Annotated in this window: 21 protein-coding genes and 1 pseudogene; 19 read left to right on the top strand and 3 right to left on the bottom strand. The window is 34.0% G+C overall.

The window, feature by feature from the left end; all coding sequences use genetic code 11:
* The first annotated feature begins 14 nt into the window (after window positions 1-14).
* From NSQ69_RS14925 to NSQ69_RS14910, 4 genes and pseudogenes are all read left to right on the top strand, one after another.
* Window positions 15-965, top strand: a complete 951-nt coding sequence (locus NSQ69_RS14925) for a serine hydrolase domain-containing protein (RefSeq protein WP_341099441.1) — start codon at window positions 15-17, stop codon at window positions 963-965.
* 79 nt (window positions 966-1,044) lie between these two features.
* Entirely contained in the window at window positions 1,045-1,344 is a 300-nt protein-coding gene (locus tag NSQ69_RS14920; RefSeq protein WP_000361375.1) for a hypothetical protein, read from the top strand.
* A gap of 293 nt (window positions 1,345-1,637) precedes the next feature.
* Window positions 1,638-2,663: an SDR family oxidoreductase gene (locus NSQ69_RS14915; RefSeq protein WP_341099439.1), complete on the top strand. Its 1,026-nt coding sequence runs from the start codon at window positions 1,638-1,640 to the stop codon at window positions 2,661-2,663.
* A 63-nt stretch (window positions 2,664-2,726) separates the two neighbouring features.
* Window positions 2,727-3,151, top strand: a pseudogene (locus NSQ69_RS14910) (SMI1/KNR4 family protein).
* Window positions 3,152-3,212: 61 nt separating this feature from the next.
* Here NSQ69_RS14910 and NSQ69_RS14905 read toward each other — a convergent pair.
* A complete protein-coding gene (locus NSQ69_RS14905; RefSeq protein WP_002127957.1) occupies window positions 3,213-3,410 on the bottom strand; it encodes a hypothetical protein in 198 nt (65 codons plus the stop codon).
* Between the two features lie 195 nt (window positions 3,411-3,605).
* On the opposite strand from NSQ69_RS14905, the gene NSQ69_RS14900 reads away from it, so the two are divergent.
* The 6 genes from NSQ69_RS14900 to NSQ69_RS14875 all read left to right on the top strand — a co-directional run bounded on the left by NSQ69_RS14900 (window position 3,606) and on the right by NSQ69_RS14875 (window position 7,268).
* A complete protein-coding gene (locus tag NSQ69_RS14900; RefSeq protein ID WP_002127956.1) occupies window positions 3,606-3,995 on the top strand; it encodes a GntR family transcriptional regulator in 390 nt (129 codons plus the stop codon).
* Entirely contained in the window at window positions 3,983-4,855 is an 873-nt protein-coding gene (locus NSQ69_RS14895; protein WP_000432454.1) for an ABC transporter ATP-binding protein, read from the top strand. The genes NSQ69_RS14900 and NSQ69_RS14895 overlap by 13 nt, the downstream gene beginning before the upstream one ends.
* Entirely contained in the window at window positions 4,843-5,460 is a 618-nt protein-coding gene (locus NSQ69_RS14890; RefSeq protein ID WP_033730736.1) for an ABC-2 transporter permease, read from the top strand. The genes NSQ69_RS14895 and NSQ69_RS14890 overlap by 13 nt, the downstream gene beginning before the upstream one ends.
* Window positions 5,461-5,489: 29 nt before the next feature.
* On the top strand, window positions 5,490-5,783 hold the full coding sequence (locus NSQ69_RS14885; protein ID WP_033730735.1) for a YfzA family protein: 294 nt from the start codon (window positions 5,490-5,492) through the stop codon (window positions 5,781-5,783).
* 351 nt (window positions 5,784-6,134) lie between these two features.
* Window positions 6,135-6,602 carry an NUDIX hydrolase gene (locus NSQ69_RS14880; RefSeq protein ID WP_000366256.1) on the top strand — a complete coding sequence of 156 codons (468 nt, stop codon included), beginning with the start codon at window positions 6,135-6,137 and terminating at the stop codon, window positions 6,600-6,602.
* A gap of 21 nt (window positions 6,603-6,623) precedes the next feature.
* Window positions 6,624-7,268 (top strand): hypothetical protein, encoded by a 645-nt coding sequence (locus NSQ69_RS14875; RefSeq protein WP_002127952.1) that lies wholly within the window; start codon window positions 6,624-6,626, stop codon window positions 7,266-7,268.
* 47 nt (window positions 7,269-7,315) lie between these two features.
* On the opposite strand, the gene NSQ69_RS14870 is transcribed toward NSQ69_RS14875, so the two are convergent.
* A complete protein-coding gene (locus NSQ69_RS14870; RefSeq protein ID WP_002127951.1) occupies window positions 7,316-9,259 on the bottom strand; it encodes an elongation factor G in 1,944 nt (647 codons plus the stop codon).
* 290 nt (window positions 9,260-9,549) lie between these two features.
* Here NSQ69_RS14870 and NSQ69_RS14865 point away from each other — a divergent pair, with 290 nt between their 5' ends.
* The 7 genes from NSQ69_RS14865 to NSQ69_RS14835 all read left to right on the top strand — a co-directional run bounded on the left by NSQ69_RS14865 (window position 9,550) and on the right by NSQ69_RS14835 (window position 16,126).
* A complete protein-coding gene (locus tag NSQ69_RS14865) occupies window positions 9,550-9,978 on the top strand; it encodes a MarR family winged helix-turn-helix transcriptional regulator (protein ID WP_000204168.1) in 429 nt (142 codons plus the stop codon).
* Between the two features lie 18 nt (window positions 9,979-9,996).
* On the top strand, window positions 9,997-10,635 hold the full coding sequence (locus tag NSQ69_RS14860; RefSeq protein ID WP_000185377.1) for a nitroreductase family protein: 639 nt from the start codon (window positions 9,997-9,999) through the stop codon (window positions 10,633-10,635).
* Between the two features lie 46 nt (window positions 10,636-10,681).
* Complete coding sequence (locus NSQ69_RS14855) at window positions 10,682-10,975, top strand: putative quinol monooxygenase (RefSeq protein WP_002127949.1); 294 nt, start codon at window positions 10,682-10,684, stop codon at window positions 10,973-10,975.
* Between the two features lie 305 nt (window positions 10,976-11,280).
* A complete protein-coding gene (locus NSQ69_RS14850; RefSeq protein ID WP_002127948.1) occupies window positions 11,281-11,787 on the top strand; it encodes a DUF3902 family protein in 507 nt (168 codons plus the stop codon).
* 424 nt (window positions 11,788-12,211) lie between these two features.
* Entirely contained in the window at window positions 12,212-13,378 is a 1,167-nt protein-coding gene (locus tag NSQ69_RS14845; protein ID WP_002127946.1) for a serine hydrolase domain-containing protein, read from the top strand.
* A 366-nt stretch (window positions 13,379-13,744) separates the two neighbouring features.
* The gene (locus NSQ69_RS14840) at window positions 13,745-15,487 is read left to right on the top strand and encodes an adenine deaminase C-terminal domain-containing protein (protein ID WP_341099437.1); all 1,743 of its coding nucleotides are present in this window, start codon (window positions 13,745-13,747) and stop codon (window positions 15,485-15,487) included.
* Between the two features lie 117 nt (window positions 15,488-15,604).
* Window positions 15,605-16,126, top strand: coding sequence for a hypothetical protein (locus tag NSQ69_RS14835; protein ID WP_078422434.1), 522 nt, complete (start codon window positions 15,605-15,607; stop codon window positions 16,124-16,126).
* Window positions 16,127-16,250: 124 nt separating this feature from the next.
* Here NSQ69_RS14835 and NSQ69_RS14830 read toward each other — a convergent pair whose 3' ends face one another.
* Window positions 16,251-17,630, bottom strand: a complete 1,380-nt coding sequence (locus NSQ69_RS14830) for a catalase (protein WP_078422433.1) — start codon at window positions 17,628-17,630, stop codon at window positions 16,251-16,253.
* Window positions 17,631-17,901: 271 nt separating this feature from the next.
* Between NSQ69_RS14830 and NSQ69_RS14825 the strand changes: the two genes are divergently transcribed.
* Both NSQ69_RS14825 and NSQ69_RS14820 read left to right on the top strand, forming a co-directional pair.
* Window positions 17,902-19,119: an aspartate aminotransferase family protein gene (locus NSQ69_RS14825; RefSeq protein ID WP_002127942.1), complete on the top strand. Its 1,218-nt coding sequence runs from the start codon at window positions 17,902-17,904 to the stop codon at window positions 19,117-19,119.
* Between the two features lie 303 nt (window positions 19,120-19,422).
* A complete protein-coding gene (locus NSQ69_RS14820) occupies window positions 19,423-20,874 on the top strand; it encodes an MFS transporter (protein ID WP_002185536.1) in 1,452 nt (483 codons plus the stop codon).
* The last annotated feature ends 25 nt before the right edge of the window (window positions 20,875-20,899 follow it).

The following is a 20,899-nucleotide window of genomic DNA, read 5'->3' as shown; positions in this document are numbered from 1 at the left end:
AAGGGGGAAGAATGATGAAGACTGCTGAACAGTTAGATTGGATTATAAAAGAAAACTATAAAAATATAAATGGTGTATTAGTTGTACAAAAAGGTAATGTTACTTTTGAAAATTATTATAATGGTTACGGTCCAGATGATGCATGTCATGTAGCATCAGTAACAAAAACGATAATCTCCGCGTTAATTGGGGTATGTGTAAATAAAGGGTATATAAAAAGCGTTGATCAAAAAGTAATAGAATTTTTCCCAGAATATAATTGTAATTCATCTGAAATAACAGTAAGACACCTTCTTACGATGACAGCGCCACATCCTTTCGTAGATTGGCAGGAACCGTTAGAAGAATTATGCACACAAAAGGATTGGGTGCAGTATACGTTAAATAGGGTAGGGAAAGGCGGAGAAATTGGATTTTTTAAATATTCATCTGCAGGAGCTCATTTATTATCAGCAATTATTACGAGCGCAACAGGAAAAAGTGCGCGTGAATTTGCGAATGAATACTTATTTCAGCCGCTTGGCATGAGAGAAATTCCAAACTACAATATGAAATCTTTTGAATTCGATGACTTATTCGGAAAAGATGTGAAAGGATGGGTTCACGATCCAAATGGTATTTCGACGGGCGGCTGGGGACTAACGTTAACAGTTAAAGATATGGCTAAGTTTGGACAGATGTATTTGAATGAAGGTATTCATAATGGAAAGGAAATTCTTTCAAAATCGTGGGTACAAGAATCAATAGCGATGAATTCAAATCAATACGGTTACTTATGGTGGTTACGAGAAGAAGATGGGGTCTTTTCATACTGTGCCATGGGTGATGGTGGGAATATGATTTGTTGTATTCCAGAGAAGGAATTGGTGGTGGCGATTGCATCTGAGATTATACCGGAAGCGAAGGATATATGGGGGGAGCTAATTTCAAAATATATTCTTTCTAGTGTACAGTCAAATAATTAAATTTAGTTTAAAATATGGTATGAATTGGAATTTTATACCATATTTTTTGCTATTATATATAAGTAAGAGATTTCACTAGATGGATAAAAGACGTTGTTTGAAAGGTGAGGGTATGATGACAAAGTCTAATGTTGTAGAAATCATTTCAGCTTTAGTAGCTATTATCGGTGTGTATGTACTAATAAATGCACCAGAAATGGGGAGTAAGGCAACAAGTGAATCTGTTGCAGAGCAGGGCGGTCATATGGATACAAGTACGTATTTAGCTTTATTACAAGGATACGGAAATTCTTATACAATTCTAGGCGCGACTTGTTTATTTATGGGGTTGCTCAGTTTAATTTCGATCATTTCAATTCAAGTATATAAAAGTAAATAGAGGTTGAAAAAACAATGCTCCTGCCAAATTGACAGGAGCATTGCTCGTATAAATAAGTATTTTCGTAGATGTGTACTTATCACTATGACTTAGTTGAAATATTTTTCAACCCCTCTTTATCGTCTTCATTACTGTCGAGTTCGATAAAAAGTTATGTCACAAGTTGTAAATTTGGATGACGTTATATTAACTATAGAAAAAAATGAAAAATACCCGTAACTTTTTACAAGGGAAAATCGTTAAACAAAAGAAAAGGTTTTTAATCATGCGCTTGATTGAATGGGGGAAAAAGAATGAAGATTCTAATACTGGGCGGTACACGTTTTTTAGGAAGGGCTTTCGTAGAAGAGGCTTTGAATAGAGGGCATGAAGTTACATTATTCAACCGTGGAACAAATAAAGAAATTTTTCCTGACGTAGAGCAGTTAATTGGTGATAGAAATGATGATGTTTCAAGTTTAGAAAATCTAAAATGGGATATGGTCATAGATACATGTGGATTTTCTCCTCATCACATTAGGAATGTAGGAGAAGTACTTAAAGATAATATAAAGCACTATACATTCATCTCAAGCCTTTCCGTATATAAAGATTGGATCCCGCATCACATAAAAGAAGATTATAAATTACTACCTGAACCACCAAGTGATAAGGTAAAAGCTGTAGAGAATGGTGAAATATCTCCTTATGAGTATTACGGTGCGCTTAAAGTATTATGTGAAAAAGAAGCAGAGAATTATTGGCCGGGTCGTGTTTTACACGTAAGAGCAGGACTTCTTTCAGGAATGTTTGATTATACAGATCGGCTTCCATACTGGATTCAGCGCGTAGCAAAGGGAGGAAAAGTGTTAGTTCCAGGAAGGAAAGACCGTCCAGTGCAGTTCGTTGATATAAAAGACGTCGCAAGCTTTGGACTAAACATGGCAGAAAACAATAAAGTAGGTACATTTAATGTAACGGGTCCGAAAGATGAGCTGACGATGGAAGAGCTATTAAATATGAGTAAAAAGGTTACGAATAGCGACGCTGCATTCGTTTGGGTTGATGAATCGTTTATGCATGAGAATAAAGTACAGCCATGGACGGAAATGCCATTGTGGCTTCCAGAAACTTTTTCATTAGAAGGTGAAACAGATCCGTGGAAAGGTGGATTCTCTATTAATATAGAGAGCGCAGTTAAAGAGGGTCTTACTTTTAGAAGGTTAGAAGATACTGTTACAGACGTGTATGCGTGGATGAAGAGTATGGACGAATGGGAATTAAAAGCAGGTATTTCAGGCGAGAGGGAGAAGGATTTGTTAGAAAAGTGGTATCAATAAATTTAGAGGAGCCACATTGTATATACTGGATTGAACATAAGGGACCGCAAGGAGGAAAAGGTTATGTGGAAAAATACCATTCGCAGTATTTCATCAAACTTAAGTTTGAAAAATCCCGCTACGAAGGATGAACTCGCTGAAGTTCAAAAAAATTTGCAGTTGGAGTTACCGAATGATTTATATCAATTATTACAGGAAACAAATGGTATAGAAGGTGAATATGGACAATTTATTTGGGATGCCTCAAAATTGAAAATATGAATATGAGAAATATAGTTGATTTTAAAGATTTATATATGCCTTTTGACTGTTTATTATTTTTTGCTGATGGCGGAAATGGTGATTTGTTTGGCTATTCCATTTTGAATGGAATAGTGCAAAGAGATGATATATATGTATGGAACCATGAAAATGATAGCAGAACGTGGGTTGCGCCTTCTTTAAAGATTTTTATGGTGTGGTGGGAGAGTGGAAAGATAACAATTTAAACATAGTATCAAGAAAAAACGCCTTGTTAATAAAGAAACAAGGCGTTTTTCGTATATAAATCTACCACTCAATCGGTCTTTCTCCATACATTTCCCATAGCATAGGAAACATCTTTTTCAATCCTTCCTCGTCACCTTCATACCAGTCTAACTTGATATCAACTTCCTCAGATTGTTCTTCTGTTTCAAACTCTTTTGCTTTCACACTACCAGCTGTGCCAATTTCTCCGTAAAACACAACGTAGTCTTTATACCGCATTAGATAGCAGTAAGACCTCCACCTCAAAATCGAGCAAATACGAGGAAGACCCGTATAAATAAGTTGTATGAATTACATTTATTATTAGATTGTGTTTGTGACTATATTTTGGAAATTTTCTGTTGATTTACAATGTACGATAGTATATATTGTATATAAAGTATATATACAATATTTTTAAAAAGAGGTACTTGCATGCAAATCGTTATTACGAACACTTCAAAGGAACCTATTTATGAACAAATTGGTGTCCAAATAAAAAAACTTATTTTACTAGGTGATTTAAAGCAAGGAGATGCTCTTCCTTCAATGCGTCAGTTAGCAAAAGATTTAAGAGTAAGTATTATTACAACGAAAAGAGCATATGAAGAACTGGAAAAAGAAGGTTTTATTTATTCAATTGTCGGAAGGGGGTCCTTTGTAGCAGAACAAAACATTGAAACTATGAAAGAAAAAAAATTAAAGACAGTTGAAGAAAAGTTGTGTGAAGCGATTCAAAATGCTAAACAAATGGATGTTTCTTTAAATGATCTAAAAGAAATGCTTACAATTTTATACGAGGAGGAAAACTCTTGGAAAACGTAATAGAACTTCAAAATGTCAGTAAATCTTTTAAAGGATTTCAAATTAAAAATTTTTCGATGGAAGTAAAAAAAGGATTTGTTACGGGTTTTATTGGGGGGAATGGATCAGGTAAATCTACAACGATTAAAATGATTATGAATCTAATGAACCCGGATAGTGGAAATGTCTCCTTATTTGGCATGAACTATTCGACTGATGCGAAGCGAATTAAAGAAAGAATTGGTTTCGTTTATGACGATAATGTGTTTTATGATGAACTCACATTAAAGGAAATTACTAAAATTATTGCGCCTGCTTATAAAAAATGGGATTTTAACCAATTTACATATTATAAAGATCTGTTCGAATTACCATTAAATAAAAAAATGAAAACATTCTCCAAAGGAATGAAAATGAAAGCCTCTCTTGCAATTGCCCTTTCACATCATGCTGAACTAATTATTATGGATGAGCCTACTTCCGGACTCGATCCGGTATTTAGAAGAGAATTATTGGATGTTTTACAAAATATTATGCAGGATGGTGAGAAAACTATCTTTTTCTCATCTCATATTACAACGGATTTAGACCGCATTGCCGATTATATTACATTTATTCAAAATGGGAAGCATATTTTTACAAAAGATATTTATGCCATTGCAGAAGATTATATTTTGGTCAAAGGACCACTAGATATGTTAGATTTTGATACTGAGCGTGAATTTATATCTGTATGTAAGGCAAATACAGGTTTCGAGGGATTGATTGAAAATGTAAATTCTATCGAAACTTTATTTAATAAAGAAGTGGTGATTGAAAAACCAAGTTTAGAGGATATTATGTATTTCATGAAAAAGGGGGAGTCAAGATGCTTAATTTAATTAAAAAGGATTTGATTTTACAAAAAACTTTTTTACCTGCTTATCTCTTATTTCTAGTTACCTATTTGTGGGCCGGCATGGATGTAGCATATGTCATAATCATTTGTAGTGCCGTTTTTGTAATTAACACATATCAATCTGATGATAAAGATAATGCTAATATTTTAGTAAACTCATTACCGTATACTAGGAAGGAAATTATAAGTTCAAAATACGTTGGAACCTTATTTTTTACAATAGTAATCATCCCATTTTGTTTAGTTGGAAAATATTTCATTTTAGACAGCATGGAATTTCAACTTTCCTTAGAAAGTTACATCCTAGGCTTCTTGGCAGTCATGCTGATTACTGCATTTTACATCCCATTTTTTGTTGCATTTAAAGTGAAAACACTTGTACCAGTTTTTATACTTTTATCTATTGGAGTTATATATTTAATGCGAAATACTCCATATTTATTAAATAAATATGCTAATGGCGTACTGACCTTTTTAAAAGAGATTTCAGAGTTGAAATTATTTCTTATATTTGCTGTCATAGCAGTGGGGTGCTATGGGGTTTCATGGATATTATCTATTCGTATCTATCAGAACAAGGCTCTTTAATAGCAAGTTCTAAAAGGAGGATCATTTAAATGAAATCAAAAAAAGGGCGTCCTATTCGAATACGAAATTGGCTGAAAACTCTTGGAGCATTTTTCGTTATGCAACTAATTTTTATCATCCTTGATATGAATTCGTGGATACCGAACTTCAAGGAAGGAGGAGTTGGGGAGCGTCTCGTTAATTCAGAGTTCTTTACGGAATGGTTCGCTCCTTATAAAACAAAGCAATTTAACGTATTAACGGTAGTTATGGCTATTTTATTATTCCTAAATGTATTAACAAGTGCAATAAAAGACGCTTTTTCTAGAAAAAGAATTAATTAGCACATAAGTTGACCTTGCGTCTTTTTTAATAATGTCTTAACAATATTTAAAAACAATAGGGGAAAGATAAAAACTCCATTTATTGAAGTTTTACTTTATCTTTTATAATGATTCCTTAGAAATTATTTGATTTTTCAGTTTTATATATTGACCATGTTTCCATTCGTCCCCCATAATGCTTCTCTAGTGTGTGCAGTGATTGTGACATATGTATTTATACTTGTGATGACAAATGATGCGTATTGTTTTTGGAAAGTTAAAAAATAATTGAATGAAATAGAAAAATTTAGTAATCTTATTTGTACAGCACATACATAATAGTTTTGTAATGATACATTGGAGGGGTTTGTTGTGGATCTTACGTTTAAAGTAGAGGAAACATGTTTTAATTACCGAGTCGGAGCAATTTGTAAACAAGGTAGTAAAATACTTATCCTTCAAGATGAAGGTGAAGAGTATTGGTACGTACCAGGCGGAAGAGTGAAAATGCTAGAAAATAGTGAAGATGCATTAAAACGAGAGCTTGCAGAAGAACTAGGCGTACCTATTGAAGTGAAGAGATTAATATGGTCAGTAGAAAACTTCTTTACACTTTCTGAGCGAAAGTTTCATGAGATTAGTTTTTATTATGAAGTAGAATTGCATGAATTACCTGCAAATGGGGCGGATCAATATATTCTTGAAGAAGAAGGTAGAAAATATTTATTTAAGTGGGTGCCGGTAGAAGAGTTACATGCATATAACTTACAGCCAGCGTTTATAAAAGATAAAGTAAAGGATGTATCAGTTCATACAGAACATATCGTTTTACAAAAGTAAACGTGTTTGGAGGGGGAAACGGTGAAGGGGACTAAAAAGGAAATACATATAGACGACAAAGTCATTCGTTACACACATATCGAAAAAGGTTCTAATACGGTTTGTTTTATGTTTTCAGGTTCCGGTTACAATTATGATAAACCATTATTCTATTATGCAACGATGCTTATGCTTGAAAATAAAATAGATGTAGTACATATTCATTATTCCTACGATGGACAATTAATGGAAAAACCAATGGAAGAAATAACGAAAATAATGATGGATGATATTAATCCAATAATGAATGAAGTAACACAAAATGAGCAGTACAACTATACTATGTTTTTAGGGAAATCACTTGGAACGATTCCAATTGCGAATGATTTAATGAAGAGAGAAGAATTTTTACGGTCAAAAATGATGTTGCTTACACCATTACTAACTTTTGATTCTATTTTTGATTCGATCTTACATAGTCATCACGAAGGGCTTTTAGTAATTGGAGATAAAGATCATCAATATAATGCAAATCAAATAAATCAGTTACATAAAACGAATTTACAGATTGAAGTTGTCAAAAACGCTAACCATTCTGTAAATGTTGGAGAATTTGAAACCGAGAATTCGATCGAAGCGATAGCAAAAATAATAGAAAAACTTAAAGAAGTTGTTAGGAAAAACTAACCTATCAATACATGCAAAAAGAGGTGCGAATGGCACCTCTTTTTTATTTAATAAGCCTTCAAAACACGAAGCAAATAATCCTTCCGATTTAGCGGATTAAAGTCAACACGTTTTCGAGTAGGGAAGGGAGCCTTCAGTTTATTGTAACCAGATGGCTTCGTTGTGAAGATACCTTCTCCTTCAGTAAATGAATGGAGCATTCGTTTAAAATCCTCTGTTTTTGCAACAGGTAATGATCCTGTTAACTGGTAAGAATCATTATTTAATATAGGCTCTACAAAAGTTGCTGGTATGGCAGCGAGCTTATACATTGTGGTACTAATTGCGTGCTCTGGTACAGTTAATTCAAATTCGTTTAATGGCTCATATACACATGTTTTGGCTTGTTTTAAAGCATCCATTAATACGAGCGGTGTTAAATTTCTAAAGTCACTCGCTGTTGTAACAGGACTGGCATAGCCGGTATGTGTTAATGTGACGATAATGTCCGTAACTTCCCATCCAAATAAACCTTGTTTTAACGTTTGAAATACTGTATCTTCAATCGCTTTATGAAATGCTAAAGGCAGTGATCCAAGTTCAACACCTAAGTTATACGTTATGCCAGAGTTAAGCGCGCCACGTTCAACTTTGAACCCAATTGTTGCGTAAAAAGGATTTTCTTTTTCACCCATTACTTCAACGCTATTCCCTAAGTCAATTGGTTTTTCAATACATACAACTCGCGTGTTTGAAAAGGTAACTTGTAGACGGTATTTTTCATAAAGTGTTGTTTCAATAACTTCTTTTTGCACTTCACCGAAAAGGCGAATGTATAGTTCATTATGAACATTGTCTTTCCAAACCTTAATGAGAGGATCTTCTTCGCATAGCTCCATAAGTGCAGCGTATAAATCATGAATTCGTTCTTTAGGCACTGCTTCAATAGCAGCTTCCATTTGTGGTTCGGCAAAGTGAATATCCTTTATATAATCCGTCCGCTTACCGATAATATCACCAATTTTAATATTCGTAAGTCCCCACACTTTGCAAAACTCTCCGCTTTGAACAGTAGAAGATTGAACGGCATCTCCATTATGAAACATGCACATTTTTTTAATCTTTTCCTTATGTGGTAGAGACTCTCCACGCTGTATATCAACATATTTTCTAACGTGTAAACAACCAGAAAATAGTCTTACGTAAGCAATCTTTTCGCCAGAAGATTCACGTTCAATTTTAAAAACAACACCGGATAATGTTTCATCTTGTGCCGATTTAGTAGCTGGAATTAAGGCTGAAATATTTTTAAGTAATTCAGTTACTCCTATACCTGTCATTGCTGAACCAAAAAAGATAGGAAACACATTTGCTTGCTGTATTTGCTTTTCGAGTTCTTTTCTTAATAGTGCATCCGGTATTATTTCGTTATTTACATATGACTCAAGCAATGATTCGTTAAATGGTGCTAATCGTTCAATACAATCGTCATAGGATTTATATTCAATAATCCGAGCGTCCTTTGTACCTTCGTTTTCTACAGAGTAGAAGGGGGATGCTTCATTTGAAAGAAGCTCTTTTATTTGTTTCACAACTTTTTCAGTATTTGCGCCACTACGGTCTATTTTATTAACAAATAATATAGTAGGTATGTTTAATTTCTGTAATGTCCGCATTAAAATCTTTGTTTGTGCTTGCACACCTTCAACGGCAGAGATAACTAAAATCGCACCGTCTAAAACGCGGAATGATCGCTCCACTTCAGCGATAAAATCAGCGTGTCCAGGTGTATCAATGACATTTACTTTTAAACTGTCAATAAAGAAAGAAACGACCGATGCTTTAATCGTAATTCCGCGTTGTCTTTCTAATTCCATTGAGTCAGTTTGAGTATTACCACTATCTACTCGGCCAACTTCTTTAATCACATTCGTTTCATAAAGAATACGCTCAGTCAAACTCGTCTTGCCAGCGTCTACGTGCGCGACAATCCCTATATTTATTGTTGTCATATATAAATATCCTCATTTCATTTTCCATGTTCATTTCCTCATTTCTATTTGTGTATTGCCGCATTACAATCACTCTCCAGTCATTTGAATTATTACTATTATAATGTAATTTACATTTTTTGTAACGTCATAAAACGTCTTATTTTGGAAAAATATTAATAGACGAATTTCAAAAAAATAAATAGTGAAAACAAAATGCTTGCATTATAAATCGATATAGATTATATTAATTGACATATCAACTATTGATACATCAAATATTTTTGTTTTGCATGTAAAGGAGGGGTAATTTGACAAGTTCATGCTCAAAAGAAGCAATAATTTTATATAAATTACACTTTCTAAATAAAGAAGTAAGTTCGAAGTTTGAAGGGTGTACGGGTATGAGTCAATCTAGACTAGAGCTTATACTTCAGTTATATGAAGTAGATGAAATTAGTCAAAAAGCACTTCAGCAAGAAGTGAATATTGATAATGCCGCGATTACGAGGCATTTAAAACAGCTGGAAGCAAACGGAATGATTACAAGACGTAAAAATCCAGATGATAACAGAATTACGTTAGTTTCTCTTACAGAAGAGGGGCGAAATAAAATTCAAGTGTATCAAGAGGAAAAAGAGCGTTTCGCTACTTCAGCATTTAAAGGATTAAGTGAAGAAGAACGCGACAATCTTTTAACGATGTTAGACCGCATTCAAGAAAATATAAAAGAACTTTAAAAAAGGGAGAATACAACTATGACTAACTCAGTAAAAACAAATGATTTTAACGAAATTTTAACAGGACGTCGTTCAATTCGTAAGTACGATCCTTCAGTAAAAATTAGCAAAGAAGAAATGACAGAAATTCTTACAGAAGCAACACTTGCACCATCTTCAGTAAACATGCAACCATGGAGATTCCTTGTTATTGAAAGTGACGAAGCAAAAGCAACACTGGCTCCACTTGCAAAATTCAATCAATCTCAAGTAGAAACATCTTCAGCGATGATTGCTGTATTTGGTGACTTAAACAACTTTGATAACGCAGAAGAAATTTACGGTACAGCAGTAGAGCGCGGACTTATGCCAGCTGAAGTAAAAGAAGATCAAATGAAAAAACTTTCAGGTTACTTCTCAATGGTTACACCAGAAGTAATGAAAGATACTGTACTAATTGACGGTGGTCTTGTAGCGATGCAATTTATGTTAGCAGCACGTGCTCACGGCTATGATACTTGCCCAATTGGTGGATTTGAAAAAGACCAAATCGCAGAAGCTTTCGGATTAGACAAAGAGCGTCACGTACCAGTTATGTTAATTTCAATCGGAAAAGCTGCTGACAGTGGTTATCCATCAGTACGTCTTCCAATTGAAAAAGTTGCTGAGTGGAAGTAATTTTATAAAAAAACAGAAATAAGTGAGATATGAGAGGGGAAACACCATGATTATTATTCACGCAATATTTCAAGTAGATCCAGCAAAACAACAATCATTTTTAGAAGAAATTCAGCCACTACTTCATGGTTCAAGAGAAGAAAGTGGAAATGTATCTTACGATTTATATAAAGATACTGAAAAAGAAAGTGTTTATACGATGGTAGAAGTATGGAAAGATGAAGTAGCAGTTGCGAGTCATAATACGAGTGAACACTTCACATCTTTCGTTAGTAAAGCATCACAGTTTTTAACTGCTCCGCTTGATATAAAGGTTTATAGCGGTGAACTAGTAAAATAATATGGTTATAGAAGATGACTTTGGCGTATGCTGAGGTCATCTTTTTTATTTACTTATATTTAATTGCATGTTAATGTATACTTAATTTTTTAATATCTCTACCAATGGAAAAAGAATATACAAGCTATATGGAACTCTTTGTAGAGTATTGCTTCTTTAATTGTTCATGAGTATATCTTTGTTTTATTAATATAGAATGAAAAAAGGATACGTTAGAGCTAAACGATTAATGGGTAGCATGTTAATAAAAAATTACATGAGTTTAGTAAAAACTTATAATTTATTTTTAAGGGTGTGAAAATATAATGAAACCGGTATTGAAAAGCATACTTATTTCCTTTGCTTTTTCTGCAGTAGGGATGTGTTGGTTGCTGTTCATGTTATTTAGAGGAGGCGGAGACTGGTTATTGTCTTGGATAGGTGTATTAATGGCATATTTATCTTTATACACTTTAATAGATTTATATTGTAAAAATACATACGAAAAAACATTAAATATAGTGCTTATAAAATCAACAGTTACTACCTTTAGTTTTGGAGTATTAGGAATCATATTTGGTATAATACACGAGCTATTAACACCATGGAGTCTCAGTTTAATGGTTTGGTATTGGTTGCTAACTCTACTTTTATTTTTAACGACCATAATATTATTAGTTATTTTAGTATTTGTAAATCGTAAAGATCAAAATTTCCCCGGGGTATATAGATTACTTATACTTCTAAATTTACTTCTTACGTTAGGACCAGTATTGTGGCCACTATTTCTTACTATTATTGGAAATGGCATGAACGCTAGTGCAGGATGGTAAAAGTGAATGAAATAAAAAGTTGATATAGGGTTTTAAGTATGTAAGAGAACGTGTTCTGATAAATTGAAAACACGTTCTTTTTTATTGTTAATCTTAATATGAACTCCTTAAATTTATAAGATAATTCGATTGGGAAAAAGATATGTTATTGGAACAAACATATATGTACCTTTGAAACGAACACAATTAATGAATCATCTTAAAAATAATAAAGACGAGGTGAAATGAAAATAAGGGCAGTTAAGTGGCTGTCCTTATTTTATATGCCCTTTTTATTTTCATGCATAGCTCTTTCTCAGTTTATCGTATCAAAATTTGAACGTAAGTATTTCGTAAGGAATGGATAAGAAAAAAGAGAGTTTTATCATATAGGATTAAAGTATAACTTGAATTAATCCTATATTAATAGAGGAGAGGGAGTCTTATGAAAAAATGTAATTCAATTAAGTTAGCAAGTTTGGCAGTTTTATTAGCGGGTACTACTCTATTCACACCAGGTTTTACTGTGAAAGCAGAGTCTGTTCAAAATTTATCTAGTCCGTCACAATCACATGATCAAAAGAATCGGAATGGTTGGAAACAAGTAATGCAGGAAACAGTACAGCTTGGAACCCCAGGAATATTAGCGAAGACGTCTAACAATGGAAAGATTAGTAGTTATACTGCTGGCGTCGCGGATTTAAATACAAAGAAAACAATGAAATCGGATTATCGTTTTCGGATTGGGAGTGTGACGAAGACTTTTACCGCTACGACTGTTCTTCAATTAGTAGGAGAAAATCGCGTGCAACTTGACGATCCAATTGAAAAGTGGCTACCGGGTCTCATTCAAGGAAATGGGTATGATGGCAATCAAATTACGATACGTCAACTTTTGAATCATACGAGTGGTATAGCTGAATATTTAAAGTCAAAAGACGCTGACATAATGAATTCGAGAAAAACGTATACAGCAGAAGAAATAGTGAAAATAGGACTTTCTCTACCCCCAGATTTTTCGCCAGGTAAAGGATGGGCGTATTCAAACACAGGATACGTAATATTGGGAATGCTTATTGAAAAAATAAGTGGCAATAGTTATGCAGAAGAAATTGAAAAACGAATTATTGAACCTTTGGATCTGTCAAATACGTTTTTACCAGGGAATTCACCCGTTATTCCAGGAAAGGATCATGCTCGTGGGTATATGAAAATAGACGAAACAAGTGAATTGAAAGACATGACGTATTATAATCCGAGTTTAGCTAATGCAGCTGGAGATATGATTTCAAATGCGGACGATTTAAATACGTTCTTTGCATCTTTACTCGGTGGTAAGTTACTGAAAGAACGCGAGCTAAAAGAAATGCTTACTACAGTTCCTATAGAAGGAAAAGGTCTTGGTGATGGATATGGTCTTGGGATCTATGAGACGAAACTTTCAAACGGTGTTTCAATTTGGGGTCATGGAGGGTCGATTCCTGGATTTACAACTTTTGTTGGCGGAGTAATTGGAGGCAAACATACATTGGCTGTCAGTATTAACTCTTTAGGTGCGATTGATATTTTAACACAGTTTAATAAAATGATGCAAGTTGAATTTAAGAAATAGATGAAAAGAAAGCGAATGGAATCCGGCTTTAGTTGTAAATAAAAGAGATGCTTTTTAATTTTGCAAATAAGGACAGTATTAGCATTCATGGTATGGCAGCAATCAAGTATATGTAGAACATAAATACGGATACAAGTGTAATTCACTCTTATAGTCTAGTATAAAAAAGATGTCAGTTGCATGACATCTTTTTTATTTTGGATCAAAGAGATATATTATAAATTTAGAAAATTGTTATTTTTGTAATCATTCCATATAATAAAGAGTATAGGGGATATACAGGGGAGTTAGGAATGGATAATACTTTAGTTAGTTAATTATTTTTGTTTTAATAAATAAAAGTAAATTGATGTGGAGTGAAATACATTGGGACAAAATCAGTTTAGATGGAGTAACACACAATTACGAGAACATGTTGAAGTAATAGATGGCACAAGAAGCCCGCACATTTTATTCAAGAATGCAACATATTTAAATTCCTATATGCGCGAGTGGGTGCAAGCAAATATTTGGATCTATGATGACCGCATTATATATGTAGGAGAAAAACTACCAGAGCAACTACACGAATGTGAAGTCATTGATTGTGATGGAAAGTATGTAGTTCCTAGTTACATAGAACCGCATGCACATCCATATCAATTATATAATCCTGAAACTTTAGCAAATCATGCGATGCAATTTGGTACAACAACTTTCATTAATGATAATTTAACTTTGTTTTTCACATTACAACGGGAAGTAGCGTTTCGTTTATTAGATGAATTTAAAAAGATTCCAGCAAGTATGTATTGGTGGTGTCGTTTCGATGGACAGACTGAACTACAGAATGGGGAATCTTTATTTAATAGTGAAGAAATAATGGAATGGCTGAAGCATGAAGATGTTCTTCAGGGCGGCGAGTTAACAGCATGGCCGAAACTATTACATGGCGATGATGAAATGTTAAATTGGGTGCAGGAAACAAAGCGGTTACAGAAAAAAGTAGAAGGTCATTTTCCCGGTGCGTCTGAATCAACGTTAGCGAAGTTAAAGTTACTAGGTGCTGATTGCGATCATGAAGCGATGACAGGACAGGAAGCATTAACACGCCTTATGCAAGGTTACACCGTTACTCTTAGAAACTCTTCTATCCGTCCAGATTTAGAAGTTTTACTGAAAGAATTGCTGGAATTAGGTGTCAAGAAATTTGATAGATTCATGTTCACAACAGATGGTTCACATCCGTCATTTTATGAAAACGGAATGACGAATAGGATGATAGAAATCGCGATAAAGCAAGGAATACCAGTAATTGATGCCTATAATATGGCAAGCTATAACATTGCTCGTTATTATAATATGGAGCATTTACACGGCGCGATCGCGACAGGAAGAATTGCAAATATTAATATTTTGGAAAGTAAAGAAAATCCGATTCCAATAAGTGTAATTGCAAAGGGGAAATGGATGAAGCGTGACGGAATAAACAAAAATGCATCATTACATATAGACTGGAGTAAATTCAAAGTAACTCCATTATCATTAGACTGGTCTTTAAAGAAAGAAGATATGATTTTTTCTGAAACAACAGGTATAAAATTATTAAATGATGTTATTTCAAAACCATATGTAACTGAAATCGACTTAAACGGTGAAGAACTTTCTATTGAGCATGATGAATGTTTCCTTATGATGATTGCTCGTGATGGCACTTGGCGAGTGAATACAGTTGTGAAAGGTTTTGCGAATGGATTAGGAGGTCTTGCTAGCTCTTATTCTGGTACAGGTGACATCATTCTTATTGGAAAAAGGAAAGAAGATATGCTTACAGCTTTTCATAGAGTAAAAGAGCTTGGCGGGGGAATGGTAATAGCGGAAAGAAATGAAGTGTTACACGAAATTGCATTACCATTGCTCGGGATTATGTCTAATTTAAAAATGAGTGAATTAATACAGGAAGAAAAACAGATGGTGAAATTGCTACAAGAGCGTGGCTACGCGTATGACGATCCGGCATTTACGATTTTATTCTTTTCTGCGACGCACTTGCCTTTTATACGAGTAACGCCTATAGGATTATATGATGTGAAAAGTAGTAAGGTACTTGCTTCGCCGATGAAATGTTAAATATAACCCCCCTATAAAAATCAATTTTATAGGGGATTTATTATTTACAGCATAAGAATAGAATCACCTCAAAAACAAATAATATAGTATCTAAATCATTTGAGGTGATACTTAAATATGAAAAAACTATTGTATGTTTTAAGTGTATTTATTTTGTGCGTATCTATACAGCATGTGGTACATTCTCAGTCAAATGCACCAAGGTTATCTTCAGATTGTCTGGAAGAAAGTAAAATGCGTGATGAAAAGTATGTGAAAAACATTATGAATGACATCATATCTACGTTTGATTTAAATATTGATGAAAATAGTTTTATGGAAGTCAGCAAAAGAGATCTAGAGGCTGCACATTTGATGTATGGTGGGCGGGTTGATGATTCTTATTATAATTCACTAACTAAAATTTATGATAGTGGTGGATATAGAGGAGAGCCTAGGTTGTTTGTGAAGGCGCAAGAAGCATTTTTACTTTATAAAGAAATTGACGATACTAATGTAATGAAACGCTTAAACCTTGAAAAAGGGGAATGGATTGTTACCGAAACGAAAAAGAAGCAAGGGAAAATCGTGGAATACAAACCGTTACAATGTGAAAAAGATTATCTGAAAAAGAGAAATGAGTACCATAATATGAAATGAGATAACGAAAATCTTGAAGGGGAAAGATTTCGTTAATAAATGTACAGTGGTCGATAGAAATCACTAGTAAGTTCGCCATAAAAAAACGTCATTTTCATCATTAAAAATGACGTTTTTTATATTTTTAAAGCCTTTGCATCGCACTCTCAATCCTATTCACCAAATCAGCTGACACTTTATAAAAATACCCTAAAACTACCTTTCTTATATCCTCAGATATAACTTTCAAATCACTAGCTAAGTTTTCGGCAAGATGTTCTTTTTCTATCGGTTGTAACTTCACATAAAATTCACCAGCCTGCTTAAAGTCATCTTGTTTAGTTATAGAAGTCCTTTCGAGTTTACCTTCAATGTACCTTCCGTCACCGCTTGTTATTTGGTTAGCTGGTGTCCAATCTTGCTGCTGGTTAACCTGTAATTTACGAAATTCAGCCCCAATTCTTCTTCTTTGAGAATCACTATAAATGTTAGCACGGCCTTGCAGTATTTTATCATCAGATAATTCTGTGCCGTCTAGTAAATTAGAAGGGGAGAAGGCGACTTTTTCTACTTGTTCCATATAATTATCAGGATTTTTATTTAATACCATTTTGCCTACTGGTATTAGGGGATACTCTTTTTCATCCCATACTTTTGTATCGTCTAAAGGATCATAAGAAAGATTTGCTTCATCCTTAGGGTCCATAAGCTGAACATATAGGCCATATTCCACCGGTTTGCCACCCGCAATCGCATCGTATAAATCTTTACCAGCGTAATCAGGATTTTCAGCGGCTAGTCTATTTGCTTCTTCGCGACTAATGTATTGTACACCTTCAAATGGGTACCAATGGTATTTAACGTACTTTCTAATACCTTGAGCATTTCTCCAAACATATGTATTTACACTATGTCCTGGAATGTGGCGAAGACTTTTTATCGTACCAGCATCAGAGTATAAACGTACAATAAAATGAATCGATTCAGGCGCTCTTGCTACAAAGCCCCAAGACCTATCAGGATCAATTAAATTATTTTTAGGTGAAGGTAAGAATGCTTTAATAAATTCTGGGAAACGCATCGGATCACGAATAGAAAAGACAGGAATGTGATTACATATAAGGTCAAAAATGCCTTCTTCTGTATAAAATTTTGTAGCAAAGCCACTTACATTTCTAGATGTATCAGGTGTTCCTTTTATACCGACAGCTAAAGAAAAGCGAACCATAACAGGAACTTTCTCATTAGAATTTTGTAAAAATATTAGTTTTGTATGCTCAGACATCGGATATATCGTTTGGAAATAACCAAATGCACCAAATCCTTTTACATGAACAGGTCTTTCTAAAATTTTTTCATGAATGAATTCTTGTAACGCCTCGTGCAGTACACTATCTTGCTTTAAAACAGGTCCACGTGAACCAACTGTTTGAGAGTGAAGTTTAGCTGGTTCATTAAGTTCTCGATTTTGGTTAAAGTCTTCTCCTAATAAAGATTGCCTCTGTTTATCATATTTTTCATTCATCGATTTAGCCTCCAAATTTTTTTCGTCGATTGTTACTAAATATGATTCTTTAGCCTTGATTATGTATTACATACAAAGTTCAAATTGTTAACATACCGCTAGATGAAAAAAACGCACATGCAGTGGACCTGTTGAAATAGAAGAAATTATGGAAAAATGAATATCGGGAAGAAAATTACTATTAAAATTACAATCTTAAAAATGAATTTATACATGACTTTATAGAGAATGAACATAAATAAACAGGGAAAATAACTAGGAGGAATTTAAAATGTCGGATTGGTTTCAATTAGATAAAGAATATATGATGCCTACGTATTGTCGTACGAAGGTTGCAATAGAAAGAGGAGAAGGGTGCAAGCTTTATGATGTGGATGGTAAAGAGTATGTAGATTTATTTTCTGGTGTCGGAGTGAACGTATTAGGGTATAATCACCCGAAAATCGTGCAAACGACAATGGAACAAGTTACGAAATCTCTGCATCTTCCGTTTCATTTTTTAAACCCAGTTGCGATTGAGTATGCAAAGAAATTAGTTGATTGCTCTTTAAAAAATGGAAAAGTCTTTTTTACAAACTCTGGTACGGAAGCGACAGAAACAACGTTGAAATTAATTGATAAATATAGAGCGAATACGCATGAGGAACGTGAAGGAATCGTAGTGCTGAAGAATAGCTTCCACGGGCGTACGTTAGGGGCACTTCATTTTACGAGACAAGAAAGTGTATATCAAAATTTCCCTAAAACATCGATTCCTGTATATGAAGTAGAGCGCGAGAATATAGAGCAATTAGAAGAAACAATTGTTAAAGAAAATCCAATTGCGATTATGCTAGAGCCTGTATTAGGTAGCGGGGGGATATACCCTTTATCGGGTGAATATTTACATGGTGTTCAAAACTTATGTGATAAATATAATGTCATTCTTATCGTTGATGAAGTTCAAAGTGGTATGGGGAGAACTGGTAAACTATTTGCTTATCAAAATTTCAATATTACACCGGATATTATTCAAATTGGTAAAGGAGCAGGAGGCGGGATACCGCTAGGGGGAATCATTGTAGGTGAAAAGCTATGTGATGTATTTTCACCAGGAGATCATGGTACAACGTTTGCTCATTCTTCAATGGGAACAGCTTTAGGGTTAACGGTTTTAAATACATTGATTGACGATGGTTTAATGCAAGAAGCTTATGAAATGTCACTATATCTAAATGATAAATTGCGAGAAATTCAGAATGAAAATTCTTATTATATTCAGGAAGTACGTCATGCTGGAATGATGTTTGGAATTAGTTTGAATGATACGAATACAAATGTAAAGAAATTACAGGTAGAGCTAATGGAGAAAGGGATGTTAGTTGACGTTACACAAGGGAACATCATCCGTTTACTTCCTCCATATATAATTACAAAAGAAGAGATTGATGCATTTATTTATGAGTTTATCTCCTGTATTCATAGCTTATCAGCTATAGCAAGTGTTTAAAAAGCTTTATGAAAAAGCACCTTATTTTTAATTCAAATAGGAAGAAAATAGGGGTGAAAAAAATAAATTTACATATTAAAATAAAAAGCTGAAAAAGGTACTCGTATAGCGCCTTCTTCAGCTTTTTAAAATACTAAATTACTTAACCTAGGGATCATCTCATTGGACAAATAATTAATTATGTGAAACAATAATAACAGATAAGGAGACGTTGCTTTTCCTTAAGTGCTTCGTATTGAATTTATTCTAGTAAGAGAAGGTGTGCTTAAAGAAGTTAAATTAAATAAGGAGCTGTTTTACTATATGCAACAAAATAATGATTTAAATTTTGAACCTCAAGACGTTAATATTGTCAATCCTAAACAAGCGAGGAAAGCAGTTGTTGCTACTGGCATTGGGAATGCAATGGAGTGGTTTGACTTTGGATTATACGCGTATTTAGCGGTAATATTAAGTCAATTATTCTTCTCAGGTGTGGATAATAGTGGTTTGCAACTTGTACTTACATTTGGTACATTTGCAGCGGCCTTTCTCGTTCGACCAATCGGAGGTATTTTCTTTGGTAGAATAGGAGATAAGTATGGCCGAAAGATTGTTTTAAGTACAACTATTATTTTAATGGCACTTTCTACATTATTCATCGCATTACTACCAACCTATGAACAAATTGGTGTATGGGCACCAATACTACTTTTAATTGCTCGAATGATTCAAGGCTTCTCTACAGGCGGCGAATATTCAGGTGCAATGGTTTATATCGCAGAATCTTCTCCAGATAAAAAGCGTGGTATACTCGGTAGTGGTCTTGAAATTGGAACACTCTCAGGTTACATTGCTGCCTCGGTAATTGTTACCATTTTAACGTTATTATTAACAGATGAGCAAATGCTCAGCTGGGGATGGCGTATTCCTTTCTTAATTGCTGCACCAATTGGTTTGGTCGGTTTATATTTACGACGTCATTTAGATGAATCTCCAATCTTTCAAGAGATGGAAAAAGCACAAGAGGAATCTGAAGACAACGAACAATTTTCATTTATGGATATATTAAAATATCACAAAAAAGACTTCTTATTAAGCACAGTAATTGTTGCCTTCTTTAACATTACAAACTATATGATCCTTTCGTATATTCCTTCTTATTTAACACAAGTACTAAAAGTCAAAGAAACAACGGGCTTATTAATTATTTCAATTACGATGGCACTTATGATTCCACTGGCACTTTATTTCGGTAAATTAAGTGATAAAGTAGGTAATAAACGCGTAGTACAAATTGGCTTACTTGGTTTAGCATTATGTTCAATTCCAGCATTTTTATTAATTGGTAACGGACATATTGTAGCCATGTTTGCGGGTATTTTCATTTTAGGTTTCTTCCTTAGTGTATATGAAGGAACATTGCCTTCGTTATTACCAGCACTCTTTTTCACCGATGTACGTTATCGTGCGCTTTCTATCTCCTTTAATATTTCTGTATCTATATTCGGTGGTACAACGCCGCTTGTATGTTCATACTTAGTTCATGCTACTGGTAACCCACTGGCACCAGCATTTTATTTAACTGGTGTAAGTGTAATTGGATTAATTGTGTTTAGTGTACTGTTTGTCACAACATCAGGACGTGCACTAAAAGGTTCTTACCCTACTGTCGAATCGAAAAAAGAAGCACATCAAATTGCTAAAGAGGATCCTGAAGAAACACTTTGGTGGCATGAAGAATCTTTAGAAATTGAAGCAGGAAAAAAAGCATAATTTGTGAAAAGCAACGTGGACTTTT

The sequence above is a fragment of the Bacillus sp. FSL R10-2201 genome (genome assembly GCF_038008665.1).
Classification (GTDB): Bacteria; Bacillota; Bacilli; order Bacillales; family Bacillaceae_G; genus Bacillus_A; species Bacillus_A mycoides.
The sequence above is the reverse complement of the archived record's forward strand: the minus strand, read 5'-3'. Positions and strand labels throughout refer to the sequence as shown.

Coding starts and splice junctions, on each gene's coding strand:
- NSQ69_RS14925 (WP_341099441.1), top strand. CDS start 15: ATGAAGACTGCTGAACAGTTAGATTGGATTATAAAAGAAAACTATAAA.
- NSQ69_RS14885 (WP_033730735.1), top strand. CDS start 5,490: ATGAAATCAAAAAAAGGGCGTCCTATTCGAATACGAAATTGGCTGAAA.
- NSQ69_RS14855 (WP_002127949.1), top strand. CDS start 10,682: ATGATTATTATTCACGCAATATTTCAAGTAGATCCAGCAAAACAACAA.
- NSQ69_RS14845 (WP_002127946.1), top strand. CDS start 12,212: ATGAAAAAATGTAATTCAATTAAGTTAGCAAGTTTGGCAGTTTTATTA.
- NSQ69_RS14860 (WP_000185377.1), top strand. CDS start 9,997: ATGACTAACTCAGTAAAAACAAATGATTTTAACGAAATTTTAACAGGA.
- NSQ69_RS14870 (WP_002127951.1), bottom strand. CDS start 9,259: ATGACAACAATAAATATAGGGATTGTCGCGCACGTAGACGCTGGCAAG.
- NSQ69_RS14900 (WP_002127956.1), top strand. CDS start 3,606: ATGCAAATCGTTATTACGAACACTTCAAAGGAACCTATTTATGAACAA.
- NSQ69_RS14850 (WP_002127948.1), top strand. CDS start 11,281: ATGAAACCGGTATTGAAAAGCATACTTATTTCCTTTGCTTTTTCTGCA.
- NSQ69_RS14835 (WP_078422434.1), top strand. CDS start 15,605: ATGAAAAAACTATTGTATGTTTTAAGTGTATTTATTTTGTGCGTATCT.
- NSQ69_RS14905 (WP_002127957.1), bottom strand. CDS start 3,410: ATGCGGTATAAAGACTACGTTGTGTTTTACGGAGAAATTGGCACAGCT.
- NSQ69_RS14830 (WP_078422433.1), bottom strand. CDS start 17,630: ATGAATGAAAAATATGATAAACAGAGGCAATCTTTATTAGGAGAAGAC.
- NSQ69_RS14890 (WP_033730736.1), top strand. CDS start 4,843: ATGCTTAATTTAATTAAAAAGGATTTGATTTTACAAAAAACTTTTTTA.
- NSQ69_RS14820 (WP_002185536.1), top strand. CDS start 19,423: ATGCAACAAAATAATGATTTAAATTTTGAACCTCAAGACGTTAATATT.
- NSQ69_RS14825 (WP_002127942.1), top strand. CDS start 17,902: ATGTCGGATTGGTTTCAATTAGATAAAGAATATATGATGCCTACGTAT.
- NSQ69_RS14920 (WP_000361375.1), top strand. CDS start 1,045: ATGGATAAAAGACGTTGTTTGAAAGGTGAGGGTATGATGACAAAGTCT.
- NSQ69_RS14915 (WP_341099439.1), top strand. CDS start 1,638: ATGAAGATTCTAATACTGGGCGGTACACGTTTTTTAGGAAGGGCTTTC.